The following is a 14,580-nucleotide window of genomic DNA, read 5'->3' as shown; positions in this document are numbered from 1 at the left end:
GGGTGGTGGCCGTGTCGGTGGAGGCGGTGGCCGTTTCGGCCGGGGCGGTGGCCGGTGCTGATCCGGTGCTGACCCCGGCATCGGCGAAGGTCGCCATCTCGGCGAGCACCGCGACGGCCGCGCGCAGGACCGGCAGTGCGGTGAGTGCACCCGAACCCTCGCCGAGCCGCATATCCAGGCCGAGGATCGGATCGAGTTTCAGTTTCGACAGGGCCGCGGTGTGCGCGGGTTCGGTGGACCGGTGCGCGGCCACCCACCACGCCGACGCGCCCGCCGCCAGATCCTCGGCGACCAGGGCCGCCGCCGTGACGATCACCCCGTCGAGCAGGACCGGCGTGCGCCGGACCGCCGCCTGGGCCAGGAAACCGGTCATCGCGGCGATATCGGCGCCACCGGCCACCTGCAGCAATTCGACCCCGTCGCGGGCGACCGGCCGGGCCCGCCACATGGCGTCCCGGATGGCCGCGACCTTGCGCATCCAGCCGTGATCGTCGACCCCGGTCCCGCGGCCGACGGCCTTGACCGGTTCGGTTCCGGCGAGGGTCGCGATCAGCACGGTGGCGGGAGTGGTGTTCCCGATCCCCATATCGCCGGCGATGAGCAGGTCCGCGCCCCCGTCGATCTCCTCGTCCGCGATGGCCCGCCCCGCGGCCAGCGCGGCCGCGACCTCCGCGGCGCTCAACGCGTCGGCCCGGTCGATGGCGCCGCTGGACCTGCGCACCTTGTGCGCGGATACCGCCGCATCGGTGTCGGTGGCGACCGCGATATCCACCACTCGCACCGTGGCATCGGCCACCCGGGCCAGCGCGTTCACCGCCGCCCCACCGGCCTGGAAATTGGCCACCATCTGCGCGGTGACCTCGGGGGGATACGCCGACACTCCGTGCGCGGCAACACCGTGATCGCCGGCGAACACCACCACCCGGGCCCGTTCGAACTGCCGCGGCGGGCAGACCCCCTGGCACGCCGCGATCCAGTTCCCCAGCTCCTCGAGCCGTCCCAGCGACCCCGGCGGTTTGGTCAGCGACGCCTGCCGCTGCTCGGCCGCCGCGCGGGCACCGGCATCCGGCGGGGTGACGGGTGCGAATCCCTCTGACACTGGTGGAGCCTTCCGGTCGGGTAGCTGTCGCGCCGGGCGGACTGTGACGGGTCCGGGGAACGGATCCCGGTCGCGGCCGGCCTCTCGACAATATTGCCCGTCCGGCCCCCGGCGCCGTGCGGCACCTTCTCCGGCGGGCGGGCAAGACCGTCCACTCGGGGCGCCGCAGCCGGTATCAACCGGCGAGCCGGGACCGCAGCGTGGCCACACCGGCGCCGGTCAGTTCCGCGCAGTAGTCGGCACGGCCCGCCATTGCCATGACCAGTGCCAAGGTGGTTCCGCTCACCTCCGGACCGGCGCCGATATCGAACGGGCCGTCGGTGGCGACGAGGCGCAGCCCTGTGCGGGCGGTACGGCCGGAGACGGTGAAATCCTGGGCGGCGAAGAACTGTGCGACCGCGGTGACCGCGGCGGGCTCAGGGGTACCGGTGAGCCCGAGCGGCCGGCGGATGTCCTGGCCGTGCACCACGACCTCACCCAGCCAGGCCGGTGTGTGCCCGGACGGAGCCGTCGTACTCGTGATCACCGCCCGGAAGCGGGCCAGCGTCCCGGCGGGTCCGGCGCCGCGATGCTCGAGCATCCGCCGCTGGTTGTGCAGATCGGCGTCGAACCGCGCCCCGGCCATACTGCGAATCCAGCGGGACCGCCCGATGCTCGCCGCCGCGGTGAGATGCGCGACGACCTCCTCGACCGTCCACCGGCCGCACAACGAGCCGGCGCCCCATTGCTCCGGCGTCAAGCCGGCGAGCTCGTCGGCCAGCGCCGCCCGCTCGCGGTGGATCGTGGCCCATAGCTCCGCGCGCGTTTGCTTCTGCACGCGTTCATCGAAGCACGGGCCCACGACACATCGGCCGCGGACGGACAGCGCGTGCGCGTGGTGACCTGGATGGTTGTACCCCGCAGCTCGGGGCGGCCGCCACCGGGCAGCGGCTAACCCTCGCCGCCGGATTGCGGGGTCGACGCCCTTCGGCCGGTGCGGAGCGCTCGCGCGAGAGGGCTATCGGTACACCTTCGCGAGACAGGCCGGCCAAGGGCCGGGTCGTGTGGGGGTCTCGGGGCGCGGGTGCCGGCGGAACGCGCGGCCGGGAGCCTTACTTCAGGCGCATCGGCAGCCCGGCCAGGACGAAATACGCTTCGTCGCAGACCTGGGCGAGGCGTTGATTCAAGGTGCCGATCTCATCGCGGAAGAGGCGGCCGGAACGTGTCGCGGGGATTACGCCCAGCCCGACCTCCGGCGTGACGAGTACCAGCCTGCCGGGATACTCGGCTACGGCGGCGACCAAGGCGTCGGTGTCGGGAGTGATCGTGCCGCGGGGCGCGTCCCAGGCCGCGCGGGCGTCGAGGCGGGCGGTGAGCCAGGTGCCGATATCGTCGACGAGTGTGGGCCCGGGGTGCGGGTTGTGCAGGACGTCTGCCGGATCGGCGCCGTCGAGCACCGTCCAGTCCGCCGGGCGGCGGGCGCGGTGCGCGGCGATCCGGTCGGCGAAATCGGTATCGGCGGGGTCGGGGATCGCGGTCGCTAGATAACGGACGGGACCCGCTCCCAGCAGAGATTCGGCGAAGGCCGATTTCCCGGACCGGGCGCCGCCGAGGACCAGCGTGCGCAGCCCGTCACCCGGCGGTGCGGAGCCGGGCGGGGTGGGCTCGGGGTGCGGCACCCGCGATCAGATGGCGTCGCCGGGGCCGACGCGCGGTTTCGGGGCGCGCATCTTGCGCATCTGCGAGGCGCGGACGAAGGCGTACCAGCCCAGCCGGTATCCGGTATCGGTCGACTTGGGGAACTTCTCCCGGACCCGGCGGTTCACGATCCGGCCGAGCAGGAATCCCTCGGCGATCATGAACACCATCATCACGAGCATGGCCAGCGTGATGATGGACTGCCACGCGGGCGCGGCGAACATCGACAGGATCAGCAGCAGCGCCATCGGCATGAACAGGCCGACGAGGTTGCGGCGCGCATCGACGATATCGCGGACGAAGGCCCGCACCGGGCCCTGGTCGCGCGGCAGCAGGTACTTGTCCTCACCGGCCAGCATCCGGGCCCGGCGGTCCTGCGCGGCGGCGCGGCGTTCCGCGGCGGCGGCCTTGCGGTCCGCTTTGGAGCCGCGGGTCTCCTTGCGGCGGGCGCGGGCCTCCTTGGCTGTCATCGGGGGCGGCGCGACCGGACCGCGGCGGCGGCCCTCGGCTTCGCGGCGGCTCGGCGTGGGACGGCCTTTACCCGCGGTGACGGTGGTTTTCACCGGCGCCTCGGCCGCGCCGGCATTCGCGGTGGCGGTCGCGGACCGAGAACTGTCGGCGGACACGTCGGTACCGCTGGGCTCACCGCGTCGGAACAACTTCACGGTAACCAGGCTAATCGGTCGGCTGACCGGCGGGGAAGCCGGGCGGTTGCCGGGTGGGGCCGATCACCGGATAATCCGATCGTGGCCGGTCTCACCCGCGCCTGTTACGCGATCAGGGCACTGAACAGGCCCTGGTGCTGTAACCGGCGGACGCCGGGATGGCAAGATGGGGAATAGCAGCCCGTCCGAGGGTGTTGACCCCTGAACCGTGCGCTGTTCACGGACCGACCACGCTGTCCATAGGAGAGTTCATGACTGTGCAGAACGAGACCGCCACCGAAACCCACGGCGTGAAGCTGACCGAGGCTGCCGCGGGCAAGGCGAAGGCGCTGCTCGATCAGGAGGGCCGCGACGATCTCGCGCTGCGGATCGCGGTGCAGCCGGGTGGTTGTGCCGGCCTGCGCTACCAGCTCTTCTTCGACGATCGCACCCTCGACGGCGACCTCACCGCCGAATTCGGTGGAGTGACCCTGACCGTCGACCGGATGAGCGCTCCCTACGTTCAGGGTGCCGCCATCGACTTCGTCGACACGATCGAGAAGCAGGGTTTCACCATCGACAACCCGAACGCCACCGGCTCCTGCGCCTGCGGCGATTCGTTCAACTGACCGGCCGCGGGGGGGGGGGGGGGGGGGGGGGGGGGGGGGGGGGGGGGGGGGGGGGGGGGGGGGGGGGGGGGGGGGGGGGGGGCGCGGGCGGGGGGGGCCCATGCGCCCGCGCGCGCGGGGGGCCCCGGGGGGGGGCCGGGGGGCCCCCACGGACGCGCGGTTCGGGGCGCAGTCATCGGCACAGCGGGCACACGGACGCGCGGTTCGGGGCGCAGTCATCGGCACATTCGACGACATTCGCGGTGTAGGCCGTGGTTTCGCTGCTGATCGCCGCCGTGATCGACCGGTTCCGGCCATACCGGGCGGCCGTGGCGGTACCGGCAGTCGCCGAGAGCTGAACTCTCAGCACATATTCGATGACCTACGGTCTTTGCCACTCCGCTGCCGCGACCGCCCCCGCCGGCCGGGACGACGGACCCTGGTGACGCACTGACGCCACCCGCCGCGCACAACACAGAGTTGCCGGGCGATTGCCGATATCATCACAGACGCCCATTGCAAACCCTGAAGTACAGGTAGTACCGATGACATCCCAGCCGAGCACCCTCTCCGCCGAACCGCCTGAGGCCCAGGCGAGCCCGGTCGCGCCGGTGGCTCCGCAATGGGTACCGCCGCGCGGCTACTTCCCGCCGCCCCGGGAACTGCGCGGCAACCTCAACGGATGGACCTACCCGGCGGTGTTCCTGGTGGCCGTGCTGGCCACCTTCCTGGCGGCCCAGGCCGCGCTGTCGCTGGATTCCGATGATCCGCTGCTGACGGCACTGCACGTGGCGGCCACGATCTGGGTCGCCTCCTTCCTGCCGATGATCTCCGCCACCTCACGCGGCCGGTCGCGGATCAGAATCGACGGGGCCCGGTTCGCCGGTGACCGCGGCACGCTGGTGGTCCGCCGGTCGCTCGGCTACGAAATCGCGTTGGTGCTGTGCTCCCTCAGCCCGGCGGCCTTGTGCGCGATCTACGGGATCGGTACCTGGACCGGCGCACTCACCCTGGAGACCCCGATCCCGCCGTGGCCGGCGATCGCGGTGGCGGTCCTGCTGCTCGGGTATCTCGCCGTCTACGCGCGACGCCCGGAGATCCGCCGCCTGGTTCTCACGCCGATGCATATCGTGGTGCCCACCAAGACCTCCATCGGGAACCGGGTGAGCTGGACGGCCGTGGAGCGGATCGCGGTGGAATCACGGAACAACGCCAGGGGCACCATCCGGATCGAATACCGCGGCCGCCGCCGGGGACGCAACAGCGTCAAACGGATACACGCGGAGAAGCTCTCGATCGGCGCGGCGGGAACGTACTGGCTGATCCGCTTCTACCACGAAAACCCCGACGCCCGCGCCGAACTATCCGACGAGCGCGCTGTCGAGCGGCTACGCGAATACGAGGTCGTCGATCCCTTCTCGGCGTAACAGGAGATCGCCGCACGCGCAGCACCGCGAGACCACGGCGTGGAGCCCGCAGCGATGTGCACCCGGACAGCCGGGGCGCGGACCCGTGCGAGTGGTCCGCGTACTGCGACGAGTATTGCTGCTCGCGGTGTAACGCGCCCACAATCACCGCGGCGCCGCGGCGGGCCGCCGGGCGTGCCGATTAAGCTCCGGGGATGGTTCGGGTGCGGCGGTTGCACGAATGGGCGGTATCGGAGGAGGAAGCCGTCGCGATCCAGCAGCGGCTCCGGGAACAGGTCGTGGTACGCGACGACCACGGGCCGGTACGGCGGGTCGCCGGGTTGGACGTGGCCTACCGGGACCCTGATATCGCGGTGGGAGTGGTCACCGTACTCGACGCGGAGTCGCTGGCCGTGCTCGATCAGGCCGTGGTCCGGGAGCGGATCGAATTCCCGTACATTTCCGGTCTTTTCGCGTTCCGTGAGGTCCCGGCACTGACCCGGGCGCTGGAGCGGCTCACCGTCGAACCGGATGCGCTGGTCTGCGACGGGCACGGGCTGGCCCACCCGCGCCGCTTCGGGCTGGCCGCCCACCTCGGTGTTCTGACCGGCCTGCCGAGCATCGGGGTGGCGAAGAATTCCTTCGGCGAATGCGCCGAACCCGGACCGGCACGCGGCGCTTGGGCCCCCGTCACCGCCGACGGCGAGACCGTCGGGAGGGTGCTGCGCACCCAGCCGGGAATCAAACCGATCTACGTCTCGGTGGGCCATCGCTTCACCCTCGACTCCGCCTGCGCACTGGTGTTGCGCCTGGCACCCCGCTACCGGCTACCGGAAACCACCCGCACGGCCGATCATCTCGGGCGTATTTCCTGACTCCCTGATTCTGCGCCGGGGCCCGGTCGACAGATCGAGCCGAATCCGCAGCGACGGCCGGGCCCAGGCCGGAAATCAGACCTTGACGAGGTCGTCGGCGTGGATGACCGGGCGCTGCATACTGTCGGGCAGTTCCCGGGTGGACCGGCCGAGCATGGTGGCGAGTTCGGCCGCATCGTATTCCACCACGCCCCGCGCCACGATCGCCCGGTCCGGGCCGATCAGATCCACCACATCGCCGCCGTGGAAACGGCCCTTCACCCCGACGATTCCGGCCGCGAGCAGCGACCGCCGGGCCCCGGCCACAGCCCTGACCGCACCGGCGTCGATGAGGATGGCGCCGCGACTGTCGGCGGCATGCCGGACCCAGAACCGGCGCGCCGACAGCCGCACCGGCCGGGCGGCGAAAGCCGTTCCCACCGTTCCGGTACCGAGCGCACTCGCCGCTTCGGACGCTGCCGCCAGCAGCACCGGCACGCCCGCGTCGGCGGCCAGCCGCGCCGCGGACAGTTTCGAGGCCATTCCACCGGTCCCCAGTACCCCACCGCTACCGGCGATCACACCGTCGAGGTCGGCGCTGCTGCGTACTTCGGCGATGAAATTCGCGGCGCCCTTGCGGGGGTCGCCGTCGTAGAGGCCGGCCACATCGGAGAGCAGGAACAATGCGTCCGCACCCACCAGATGGGCGACCAGCGCGGCGAGCCGGTCGTTATCGCCGAACCGGATCTCCTCGGTGGCGACCGTATCGTTCTCGTTCACCACCGCCACCGCGCCGAGCGACCGCAACCGGTCCAGTGTGCGCTGGGCATTACGGTGATGCTCCCGGCGGGCGAAATCGTCGGCGCTGAGCAGCACTTGGCCGACCGTCCGGTCGTAGCGCGCGAACGAGGTCCCCCACGCATGGGCGAGCGCGAGCTGACCGACACTGGCCGCGGCCTGTTTCGTGGCGAGGTCCCGGGGGCGCCGGGTGAGCCCCAGCGGCGCCAGCCCGGCGCCGATGGCCCCGGACGACACCACCACCACATCCGATCCGGCCCGCATCCGCGCTTCGATGGCATCGGCGAGCCGGTCCAGGCGGTCGGTATCCAAACCGCCGTGCAGGCTGGTGAGCGCGGACGAACCGATCTTCACCACCACCCGCCGGGCCCCGGCGATCGACCGCCGGGCTGCGCTGAGTTCTAGCGGGAGCTGGGTCACGGCCGTGCCCCAGCTCCGCGGTTGCCCAGGATCACCTGCCTACTCCCTGTCTTCTTCGTCGTCGACCAGTCCACGCCGCACCCGCGAGGCGTGTTTCCGTTCGGCCGCGCTGACCCGGTCGGTCTGCTCCAGCCGCACATCCGTGCCACGGCCGGTGGGCACGATATCGGCTCCGGCGGTGATCTGCGGTTCCCATTCGAACGTCATATCGCCGATGGTCACCGGTGCCCCCGGTTCGGCACCGAGCCGCACCAGTTCGTCCTCGACACCGAGCCGGGCCAGCCGATCGGCGAGGTAGCCGACGGCCTCGTCGTTGTCGAACTGGGTCTGCCGGACCCAGCGTTCGGGCCGGGTGCCGCGAACGAGGAAGCCGCCCGGTTCCTCCGGATCGGGCACCACGGTGAAGCCCGAATCGTCCACCGCGATCGGGCGGATCACCGGGCGTTTCGGGGCCGCCTTCGGATGCGCCTCGCGATACTGCTGCACCATCTCGGCCAGCGCGAAGGTCAGCGGTCGCAGGCCGGCGTGGGTGACCGCGGAGATACGGAACACCGGCCAGCCGCGTTCCCGCAGTTCCGGGGTCACGAGATCGGCGAGATCCTCGGCTTCGGGCACATCGGCCTTGTTCAGGATCACCACGCGCGGCCGGTCGGCCAGGTCGCCCAGGCTCGCATCCCCGCTCAGCGCGGGTTTGTAGGCGGCGAGTTCAGCCTCGAGCGCGTCGATATCGGAGATCGGGTCGCGCCCGGGTTCCAGGGTCGCCAGGTCCACCACATGGGCCAGGACCGCGCATCGTTCCAGATGGCGCAGGAAATCCAGGCCGAGCCCGCGCCCGGCGCTCGCGCCGGGGATCAGTCCGGGAACATCGGCGATGGTGAACGTGGTATCGCCCGTCTGCACCACACCCAGATTCGGGACGAGTGTGGTGAACGGGTAGTCGGCAATCTTCGGTTTCGCGGCGGAGAGCACCGAGACCAGCGACGATTTTCCGGCCGACGGGAACCCGACCAGCCCCACATCGGCGACGGATTTGAGTTCCAGCACCACATCGCGGGTCTCGCCCTCCTCGCCGAGCAACGCGAATCCGGGTGCCTTACGCGCCCGCGACACCAGCGCCGCGTTCCCCAGCCCGCCGCGACCGCCCTTGGCCACGACGAACCGGTTACCGGGGCCGACCAGATCCATCAGGACCACACCGTCGGAATCCAGCACCACGGTCCCGTCCGGCACCTTCAGCAGCAGTTCGGAACCCTTCTTCCCGTCCCGGTTCCCGCCCTCGCCGGGTTTGCCGTTCCCGGCCTTCGCATGCGGGTGGAAATGGAAGTCGAGCAGGGTGTGCACATTGGCGTCGACCTCGAGCACCACATCCCCACCGTGCCCGCCGTTACCGCCGTCGGGGCCGCCGAGCGGTTTGAATTTCTCCCGGTGCACCGACGCACAACCGTGCCCGCCGTTACCGGCGCGGACATGAAGAACGACGCGGTCGATGAACTTGGCCATGGCCGGATCATCCTCCTCTGGATGGTCGAAGGTCGGGAAGGCACGAGGGCACCCGATGGTTCACGGCGAAACCGTGGAAACGCGAAAAGCGGGCCGAGGGTGAATCACCCTGACCCGCTCGCTGTGGTGGAGTCGTCAGCCGGTCAGGCTTCGACCGGCTCCGGGACCACGATATTGACGGTCTTGCGACCACGCTTGGTGCCGAACTCGACAGCACCGGCTTCCAGCGCGAACAGGGTGTCGTCCCCGCCGCGGCCGACGTTCACGCCGGGATGGAAGTGAGTGCCACGCTGACGCACCAGGATCTCGCCCGCCTTGACGGACTGCCCGCCGAAACGCTTCACGCCCAGCCGCTTGGCATTGGAATCGCGGCCGTTCCGGGAGCTGGATGCACCCTTCTTATGTGCCATTGCTGATACTCCTTCAGCGCGGGCCGTGCAGGCCTGCGAGTGGTTACTTGATGCCGGTGACCTTCAGGACCGTCAGCGGCTGACGGTGACCCTGGCGCTTGTGGTAGCCGGTCTTGTTCTTGAACTTGTGGATGCGGATCTTCGGGCCCTTGGTCTGCTCGACCACCTCGGCCGACACCGACACCTTCGCCAGCTTGTCGGCCGCGGTGGTCAGCTCGGCGCCGTCGACGACGAGCACCGGCGACAGTGCCACGGAGGTGCCCGGCGCACCCTCGATCTTCTCGACCTTCACCAGGTCACCGACCGCGACCTTGTACTGCTTTCCGCCGGTCTTGACGATCGCGTACGTTGCCATCGGTCGGCTGCCCTTCTTCCTCTAGTGCTCGGCACTCGTTCATACGGTTGCCTCTTCGGTGTACACCGGAACAACCGCACGACTGGTCTGGTAATCATCGCCGCCTCGGCATCTGGTGGCTCTCGGTATCGGGAACCGGCCACGGAACAGCATGCTGCTGTCACCGGGCAGCGACTGGCCAAGATTACAGGATACGCCCCGGCCCCTCCAAACCCGGCCCCCTTCCCCGCACCGGTTCCGGTCTACCGGGTGACGAAAACCTCACCCGCGGCCACCACCGGAGCAGGAGCCCTGGAGGCGCACCCTCCGACCCGATCAGCGGTCCGGGCACAGCCGGACCCCAGTGCCGACCGTCAGCACCGTACGCCGCTACCCGCGTGGAACACCATCAGATACCCGGCCATCATGACGAGCATCCCGGCAGTGATCGATACGAGCGATACCGGGCCGAGCCGGCGACGCTTCGTCCACAGCAGGATCAGCAGCAAGACGCCGGCCGCGAGCATGATCAGCGAGCCCGTGTGCTGAATGCCGTCCACCAGCGCGTAGTCCCGGTCCCGCTGCTCGGCGCTGCCGTGCGGCTCCGGGTTGCAGCGGTCACCGTTGGCCGGGGTTATCACGTATCCGGCCAGGTAGATCGCCGGACCGAGGAAGATCGCACCAACGATGTAGACCACCGCGGGCACCCAAGGTCGCTTCTCGAGCATGACGCGGACCCTATCCGCCCGCTGTGGAGATTCTGCGGTTGTCGTGTGGAGATCCGGGTCCGGACCGGGAAACACCGCGAGGCCCCCACGTGCGAGGGCCTCGCGGTATCCGGCTCGGTTCAGTTCTCGTCGTCGACCGGGGGTCCGGCCGGGCGACCGGCGGCACGGCGGCGGACCCGGCGAACCGGTACCTCGACCGCCGGAGGTTCGGCCGCGAAATCCGCGACCGGCGCCGCCGGCTGCTCATCGGCGGCCAGCACGAACACCGCACCGGCGCTGTCGGCCGCCGGAGCGGAGGTCGACCGGGCGACACGACGCCGTCGGGCCCGGGACTCGGAAGCGCCGCCCGCGGCTTCTACCCCTCCCCCGGCCGCCGGCCGTCCCGTATCTGCCGAGACCGGAGCCGCGGCGGTGCCGTTCGATTCGGTCGTGGCAGCCGAGGTCCCGTTCGCGGCGGTTGCGGATACCGGCTCTACCGGCGTTTCGGATACGGCGGGTGCCCCGCCCGGCTCCGTGGCCGCACCGGCGGCCACAGCCGTCGTTGCTGCTTCGACCTCGGCGATATCGCCCACCTGCACAGCGGTGACACCGTCGGCGGGGGCCGGTTCGCCGGCATCCGGCGCGGTTTCCGCGGCGGCCTCCCCGGCGACGACCGCATCGGGTGCGACCGGCGCCGTTTCACCGGTAACGACCTCGGACGTTTCCGCATCGGCCGCCCCGCGGGCGTCCTCAGCCGCCGCATCGCCGGCGGCCACCGCAGCGGTCTCGCGAGCGACGCCGGGAGTATCCGGGACAACAGCCGGGCGAGCGTCCGCGGCGGTGGCCTCGGCCGCATCAGCGGTCTCAGCGGCGTTCGCGGCAACCCGCTCGGCGGCAGCCTCGCGAGCACCCGCACCAGCGTCCAGAACAGCGGCGTTCGCGGCCGCGGCAGCCGGCTCAGCGGCTGCCTCGGGAACATCCGCACCCGCGTCCTGGGCGGCAGCCTCGGGGGCGTTCGCGGCGACTGCGCCAGCGGCAGCCTCTTCGGGCACCGCGTGCGCACCGCTTCCGTTCGATTCGGCCGCGGGGCGATCCCCGGAGGAGGCGGCTCCGGCGGACCGCCGGACCCGGGTACGGCGCCGCCGGGGCTCCGCGGTGGTGTCACTGTCCGCGGCACCCGGCCGCTCCTGCCGCGCGGCGCCGGGCTCGGCGGATTGTTCCCTACGCCCTTCGTCGCCGGTCGGGGCCGCCGGTTCGCCGGTCGCGGCGTCGTCCGCGGCTGTCGCCGCTTCGTCCGCGGCGTCCTCCGACTGGTGCGCGGCCATGGCCAGTGCCACCGGGTGGGCGCGTTTGGCCGCCGCCTCCTCCTCGGAGATCTCGGGCACCGGGGCCGGCGCGGCCGCGGCGGGCGCCGCCTTGTCGCGGTTGCGGCGCCGTTTCGAACCCGATTCGCGGCCCCGCCCCGGGCTCTCCTCGGCGCCGCCGGTTTCCACCGGGTAGCTGTGCACGAGGATGCCGCGGCCGTGGCAGTGCTCGCAGGTGGTGGAGAACGCCTCCACCAGGCCCGTACCGAGCTTCTTCCGGGTCATCTGGACCAAGCCCAGCGAAGTCACCTCGGAGACCTGGTGCCGGGTGCGGTCGCGGCCGAGTGCCTCGGTGAGCCGGCGCAGCACCAGATCGCGGTTCGATTCGAGCACCATATCGATGAAATCGACCACGATCATGCCGCCGATATCGCGCAGCCGCATCTGCCGCACGATCTCCTCGGCGGCCTCGAGATTGTTGCGGGTGACGGTCTCTTCGAGGTTCCCGCCGCCGGAGCCGGTGAACTTACCGGTGTTCACGTCGACGACGGTCATGGCCTCGGTCCGGTCGATCACCAGGGTGCCGCCCGAGGGCAGCCACACCTTCCGGTCCAGCGCCTTGGCCAGCTGTTCGTCGATCCGGTAGGCCTCGAAGACGTCGACCCCGTTGTTCTCGTGCCGCGATACCCGTGCGAGCAGGTCCGGGGCGACGGTCCCGATGTACTTCTCGACGGTGTTCCAGGAGCGTTCGCCCTCGATCACCAGTTTCGAGAAATCCTCGTTGAACAGATCGCGGACCACCTTCACCAGCAGGTCCGGCTCTTCGTAGAGGGTTTTCGGGGCGTTCGATTCGCCGTCGGCGGCCGCGGCGATCTTGCGCCAGGCCGCCTGCAACCGCTCCACGTCGCGGGTCAGTTCCGCCTCGCTGACGCCTTCGGACGCGGTCCGGATGATCACCCCGGCATCGGCGGGCACGATCTCGCGCAGGATCTCCTTGAGCCGTTTGCGCTCGGTATCGGGCAGTTTCCGGCTGATCCCGGTGGACGTGCCGCCCGGCACATACACCAGGAAGCGACCGGCCAGGCTGATCTGGGTGGTCAACCGGGCGCCCTTGTGACCCACCGGATCCTTGCTGACCTGGACCAGCACCTGATCGCCCGGTTTGAGCGCCTGTTCGATCTTGCGTTCCTTACCGCCGAGCCCGGCGGCCTCCCAGTTCACCTCACCGGCGTAGAGCACACCGTTACGGCCCCGGCCGATATCGACGAACGCGGCCTCCATACTCGGCAGCACGTTCTGCACCTTGCCCAGGTACACATTGCCCACCATGGACGCCGACCCGGTACTGGTGACGAAATGCTCGACCAGGATGTTGTCCTCGAGCACGGCGACCTGGGTCGCCGACGGATGGCCGGGGAACTCCTTCTCCCGGACCACCATCACCCGGTCGACCGATTCGCGGCGCGCCAGGAATTCCGATTCGGTGAGGATCGGCGGGCGGCGCCGGCCGGCCTCACGACCGTCGCGACGGCGCTGCCGTTTGGCCTCGAGCCGGGTGGAACCGGTGATGCCCTGAACTTCGTCCACGGTGGCGCGGGCCCGGGTCTTGTTCCGCGGCTCGCGTTCGTGCACGACCGTATTGGGCGGATCGTCCTCGGCCGACTCGGCTTCGCCGGATTCTCCGGCCACCTTCCGGCGGCGGCGCCGGCGGCGGCGCCGGCTCGAACCGCCCTCGGATTCCTCACCGGTATCGGCGCTGTCCTCGGTGTCCTCGGCCTCGGCACCCGATCGGTCGTCGCTCTCGGCGGGTGTTTCCGCCGATTCGGCCGCAGCGCCCTCGGTATCGGTATCGGTTTCGGTCTCGCCGTCGTTCTCCGACTGCTGTTCCCCGCGACCCCGGCCGCGGCCCCGGCGGCCCCGGCGGCGACGACGCGGCTGATCGTCGGAATCGCCCTGGTCGGACTGGTCGTCCCCGATGTCGGTATCGGCTTCGCTGTCGATATCGGGTTCTGGCTCCGGCTGCTGTTCGGCCTGCTGCTCGACCTTCTCCTGCTCGGCCCTCTGTTGCTCGGCCTTGCGGCGCCGGCGCAGATCCTCGGCGGCGGCCGCGTCCGGGGAGAGGAACAGCGGGGCCGCGACGACCGCGCTTTCGAAAACGATCGGTTCGGCCGCGGCGGGTTCCTCGGGCACCGGGCTCGCGAACAGGTTCGCCGCCGCAGTGAACGCGGGCGGTGGCGTCGCCGGGGTGGCGGGAGCGCCCGGCGTGACCGTGGCGGATACCGGTACCGAGGCGGGCGGTTCGGCCGAACGCGCCGCGGTATCGGTACCCGAACCAGCTCCGGTTCCGCGAATATCCCGCCCGGGCTCGTCGGTGCCGGTGGCTTCGCCGGCCCCGGCGTTGTCGCCGCGCGCGGGGGTTCCGGGAGCCGCACGGTCGGCCGCGCCGGGCTCACCGGCAAGTGCGGTACCCGCGGGTTCGTCCGTGCCGGGGGCGGTGGCCGCGCTCCCGGGCGCCACGAACTCGCCCGCGTCCGCGGTACCGACCGCACTCGATTCGATGCTGCCGGACGGTGCCGTGGCAGCGTCTTCGGTGCCGGGCGCAGCTTCCCCGGGGGCCGGGGCGAGGCCGGTGCCGGCGGCGACCACCTCGGCTGCGGCCGGTTCCTCCGGTTCCCATACGGCCGCGCCCGCGGCGACGGTCTCCGTACCGATGCCAGGAATTTGCCCGGACCCGCCACCCGGCGCCGCCGCGGGGCTTGCCGCCTGATCCGCAGCGGTGCCGGCGTTCGCGGCGGAGGCAACCGCGTCACCCGTCTCGG

The 14,580-nt window shown here is 71.0% G+C and carries 12 protein-coding genes and 1 pseudogene; 3 read left to right on the top strand and 10 right to left on the bottom strand.

Going from position 1 to position 14,580, the window contains the following annotated elements; genetic code table 11:
• Positions 1 to 7: 7 nt before the first annotated feature.
• From cobT to QH276_RS22695, 4 genes and pseudogenes are all read right to left on the bottom strand, one after another.
• Positions 8 to 1,099: pseudogene (gene cobT / locus QH276_RS22710) on the bottom strand (nicotinate-nucleotide--dimethylbenzimidazole phosphoribosyltransferase); the annotation flags it as partial.
• Positions 1,100 to 1,274: 175 nt separating this feature from the next.
• Positions 1,275 to 1,916 (bottom strand): maleylpyruvate isomerase family mycothiol-dependent enzyme, encoded by a 642-nt coding sequence (locus QH276_RS22705; protein WP_280396602.1) that lies wholly within the window; start codon positions 1,914 to 1,916, stop codon positions 1,275 to 1,277.
• 274 nt (positions 1,917 to 2,190) lie between these two features.
• Positions 2,191 to 2,757, bottom strand: coding sequence for a bifunctional adenosylcobinamide kinase/adenosylcobinamide-phosphate guanylyltransferase (locus tag QH276_RS22700; protein WP_280396601.1), 567 nt, complete (start codon positions 2,755 to 2,757; stop codon positions 2,191 to 2,193).
• A gap of 6 nt (positions 2,758 to 2,763) precedes the next feature.
• Positions 2,764 to 3,441, bottom strand: a complete 678-nt coding sequence (locus QH276_RS22695) for a DUF3043 domain-containing protein (RefSeq protein WP_432278535.1) — start codon at positions 3,439 to 3,441, stop codon at positions 2,764 to 2,766.
• Positions 3,442 to 3,692: 251 nt separating this feature from the next.
• Here QH276_RS22695 and QH276_RS22690 point away from each other — a divergent pair, with 251 nt between their 5' ends.
• The 3 genes from QH276_RS22690 to QH276_RS22680 all read left to right on the top strand — a co-directional run bounded on the left by QH276_RS22690 (position 3,693) and on the right by QH276_RS22680 (position 6,309).
• The gene (locus QH276_RS22690; protein ID WP_280406894.1) at positions 3,693 to 4,049 is read left to right on the top strand and encodes a HesB/IscA family protein; all 357 of its coding nucleotides are present in this window, start codon (positions 3,693 to 3,695) and stop codon (positions 4,047 to 4,049) included.
• Between the two features lie 524 nt (positions 4,050 to 4,573).
• Positions 4,574 to 5,455, top strand: coding sequence for a hypothetical protein (locus tag QH276_RS22685; RefSeq protein ID WP_280401358.1), 882 nt, complete (start codon positions 4,574 to 4,576; stop codon positions 5,453 to 5,455).
• Positions 5,456 to 5,649: 194 nt separating this feature from the next.
• Positions 5,650 to 6,309 (top strand): endonuclease V, encoded by a 660-nt coding sequence (locus QH276_RS22680; RefSeq protein ID WP_280401359.1) that lies wholly within the window; start codon positions 5,650 to 5,652, stop codon positions 6,307 to 6,309.
• Between the two features lie 75 nt (positions 6,310 to 6,384).
• On the opposite strand, the gene proB is transcribed toward QH276_RS22680, so the two are convergent.
• The 6 genes from proB to QH276_RS22650 all read right to left on the bottom strand — a co-directional run bounded on the left by proB (position 6,385) and on the right by QH276_RS22650 (position 14,320).
• Positions 6,385 to 7,506, bottom strand: coding sequence for a glutamate 5-kinase (gene proB, locus QH276_RS22675; RefSeq protein ID WP_280401360.1), 1,122 nt, complete (start codon positions 7,504 to 7,506; stop codon positions 6,385 to 6,387).
• A gap of 39 nt (positions 7,507 to 7,545) precedes the next feature.
• Positions 7,546 to 9,006 (bottom strand): GTPase ObgE, encoded by a 1,461-nt coding sequence (gene obgE, locus QH276_RS22670; RefSeq protein WP_280401361.1) that lies wholly within the window; start codon positions 9,004 to 9,006, stop codon positions 7,546 to 7,548.
• Positions 9,007 to 9,149: 143 nt separating this feature from the next.
• Positions 9,150 to 9,416, bottom strand: coding sequence for a 50S ribosomal protein L27 (gene rpmA / locus QH276_RS22665; RefSeq protein WP_280401362.1), 267 nt, complete (start codon positions 9,414 to 9,416; stop codon positions 9,150 to 9,152).
• Positions 9,417 to 9,459: 43 nt separating this feature from the next.
• On the bottom strand, positions 9,460 to 9,771 hold the full coding sequence (gene rplU, locus QH276_RS22660) for a 50S ribosomal protein L21 (protein WP_068046299.1): 312 nt from the start codon (positions 9,769 to 9,771) through the stop codon (positions 9,460 to 9,462).
• A gap of 353 nt (positions 9,772 to 10,124) precedes the next feature.
• On the bottom strand, positions 10,125 to 10,478 hold the full coding sequence (locus tag QH276_RS22655) for a hypothetical protein (RefSeq protein WP_280401363.1): 354 nt from the start codon (positions 10,476 to 10,478) through the stop codon (positions 10,125 to 10,127).
• A gap of 119 nt (positions 10,479 to 10,597) precedes the next feature.
• On the bottom strand, positions 10,598 to 14,320 hold the full coding sequence (locus QH276_RS22650) for a ribonuclease E/G (RefSeq protein WP_280406897.1): 3,723 nt from the start codon (positions 14,318 to 14,320) through the stop codon (positions 10,598 to 10,600).
• Positions 14,321 to 14,580: the final 260 nt, after the last annotated feature.

It is taken from the genome of Nocardia carnea, assembly GCF_029869215.1.
GTDB lineage: Bacteria > Actinomycetota > Actinomycetes > Mycobacteriales > Mycobacteriaceae > Nocardia > Nocardia carnea_B.
This window is presented reverse-complemented; position numbering and strand designations above follow the sequence as displayed.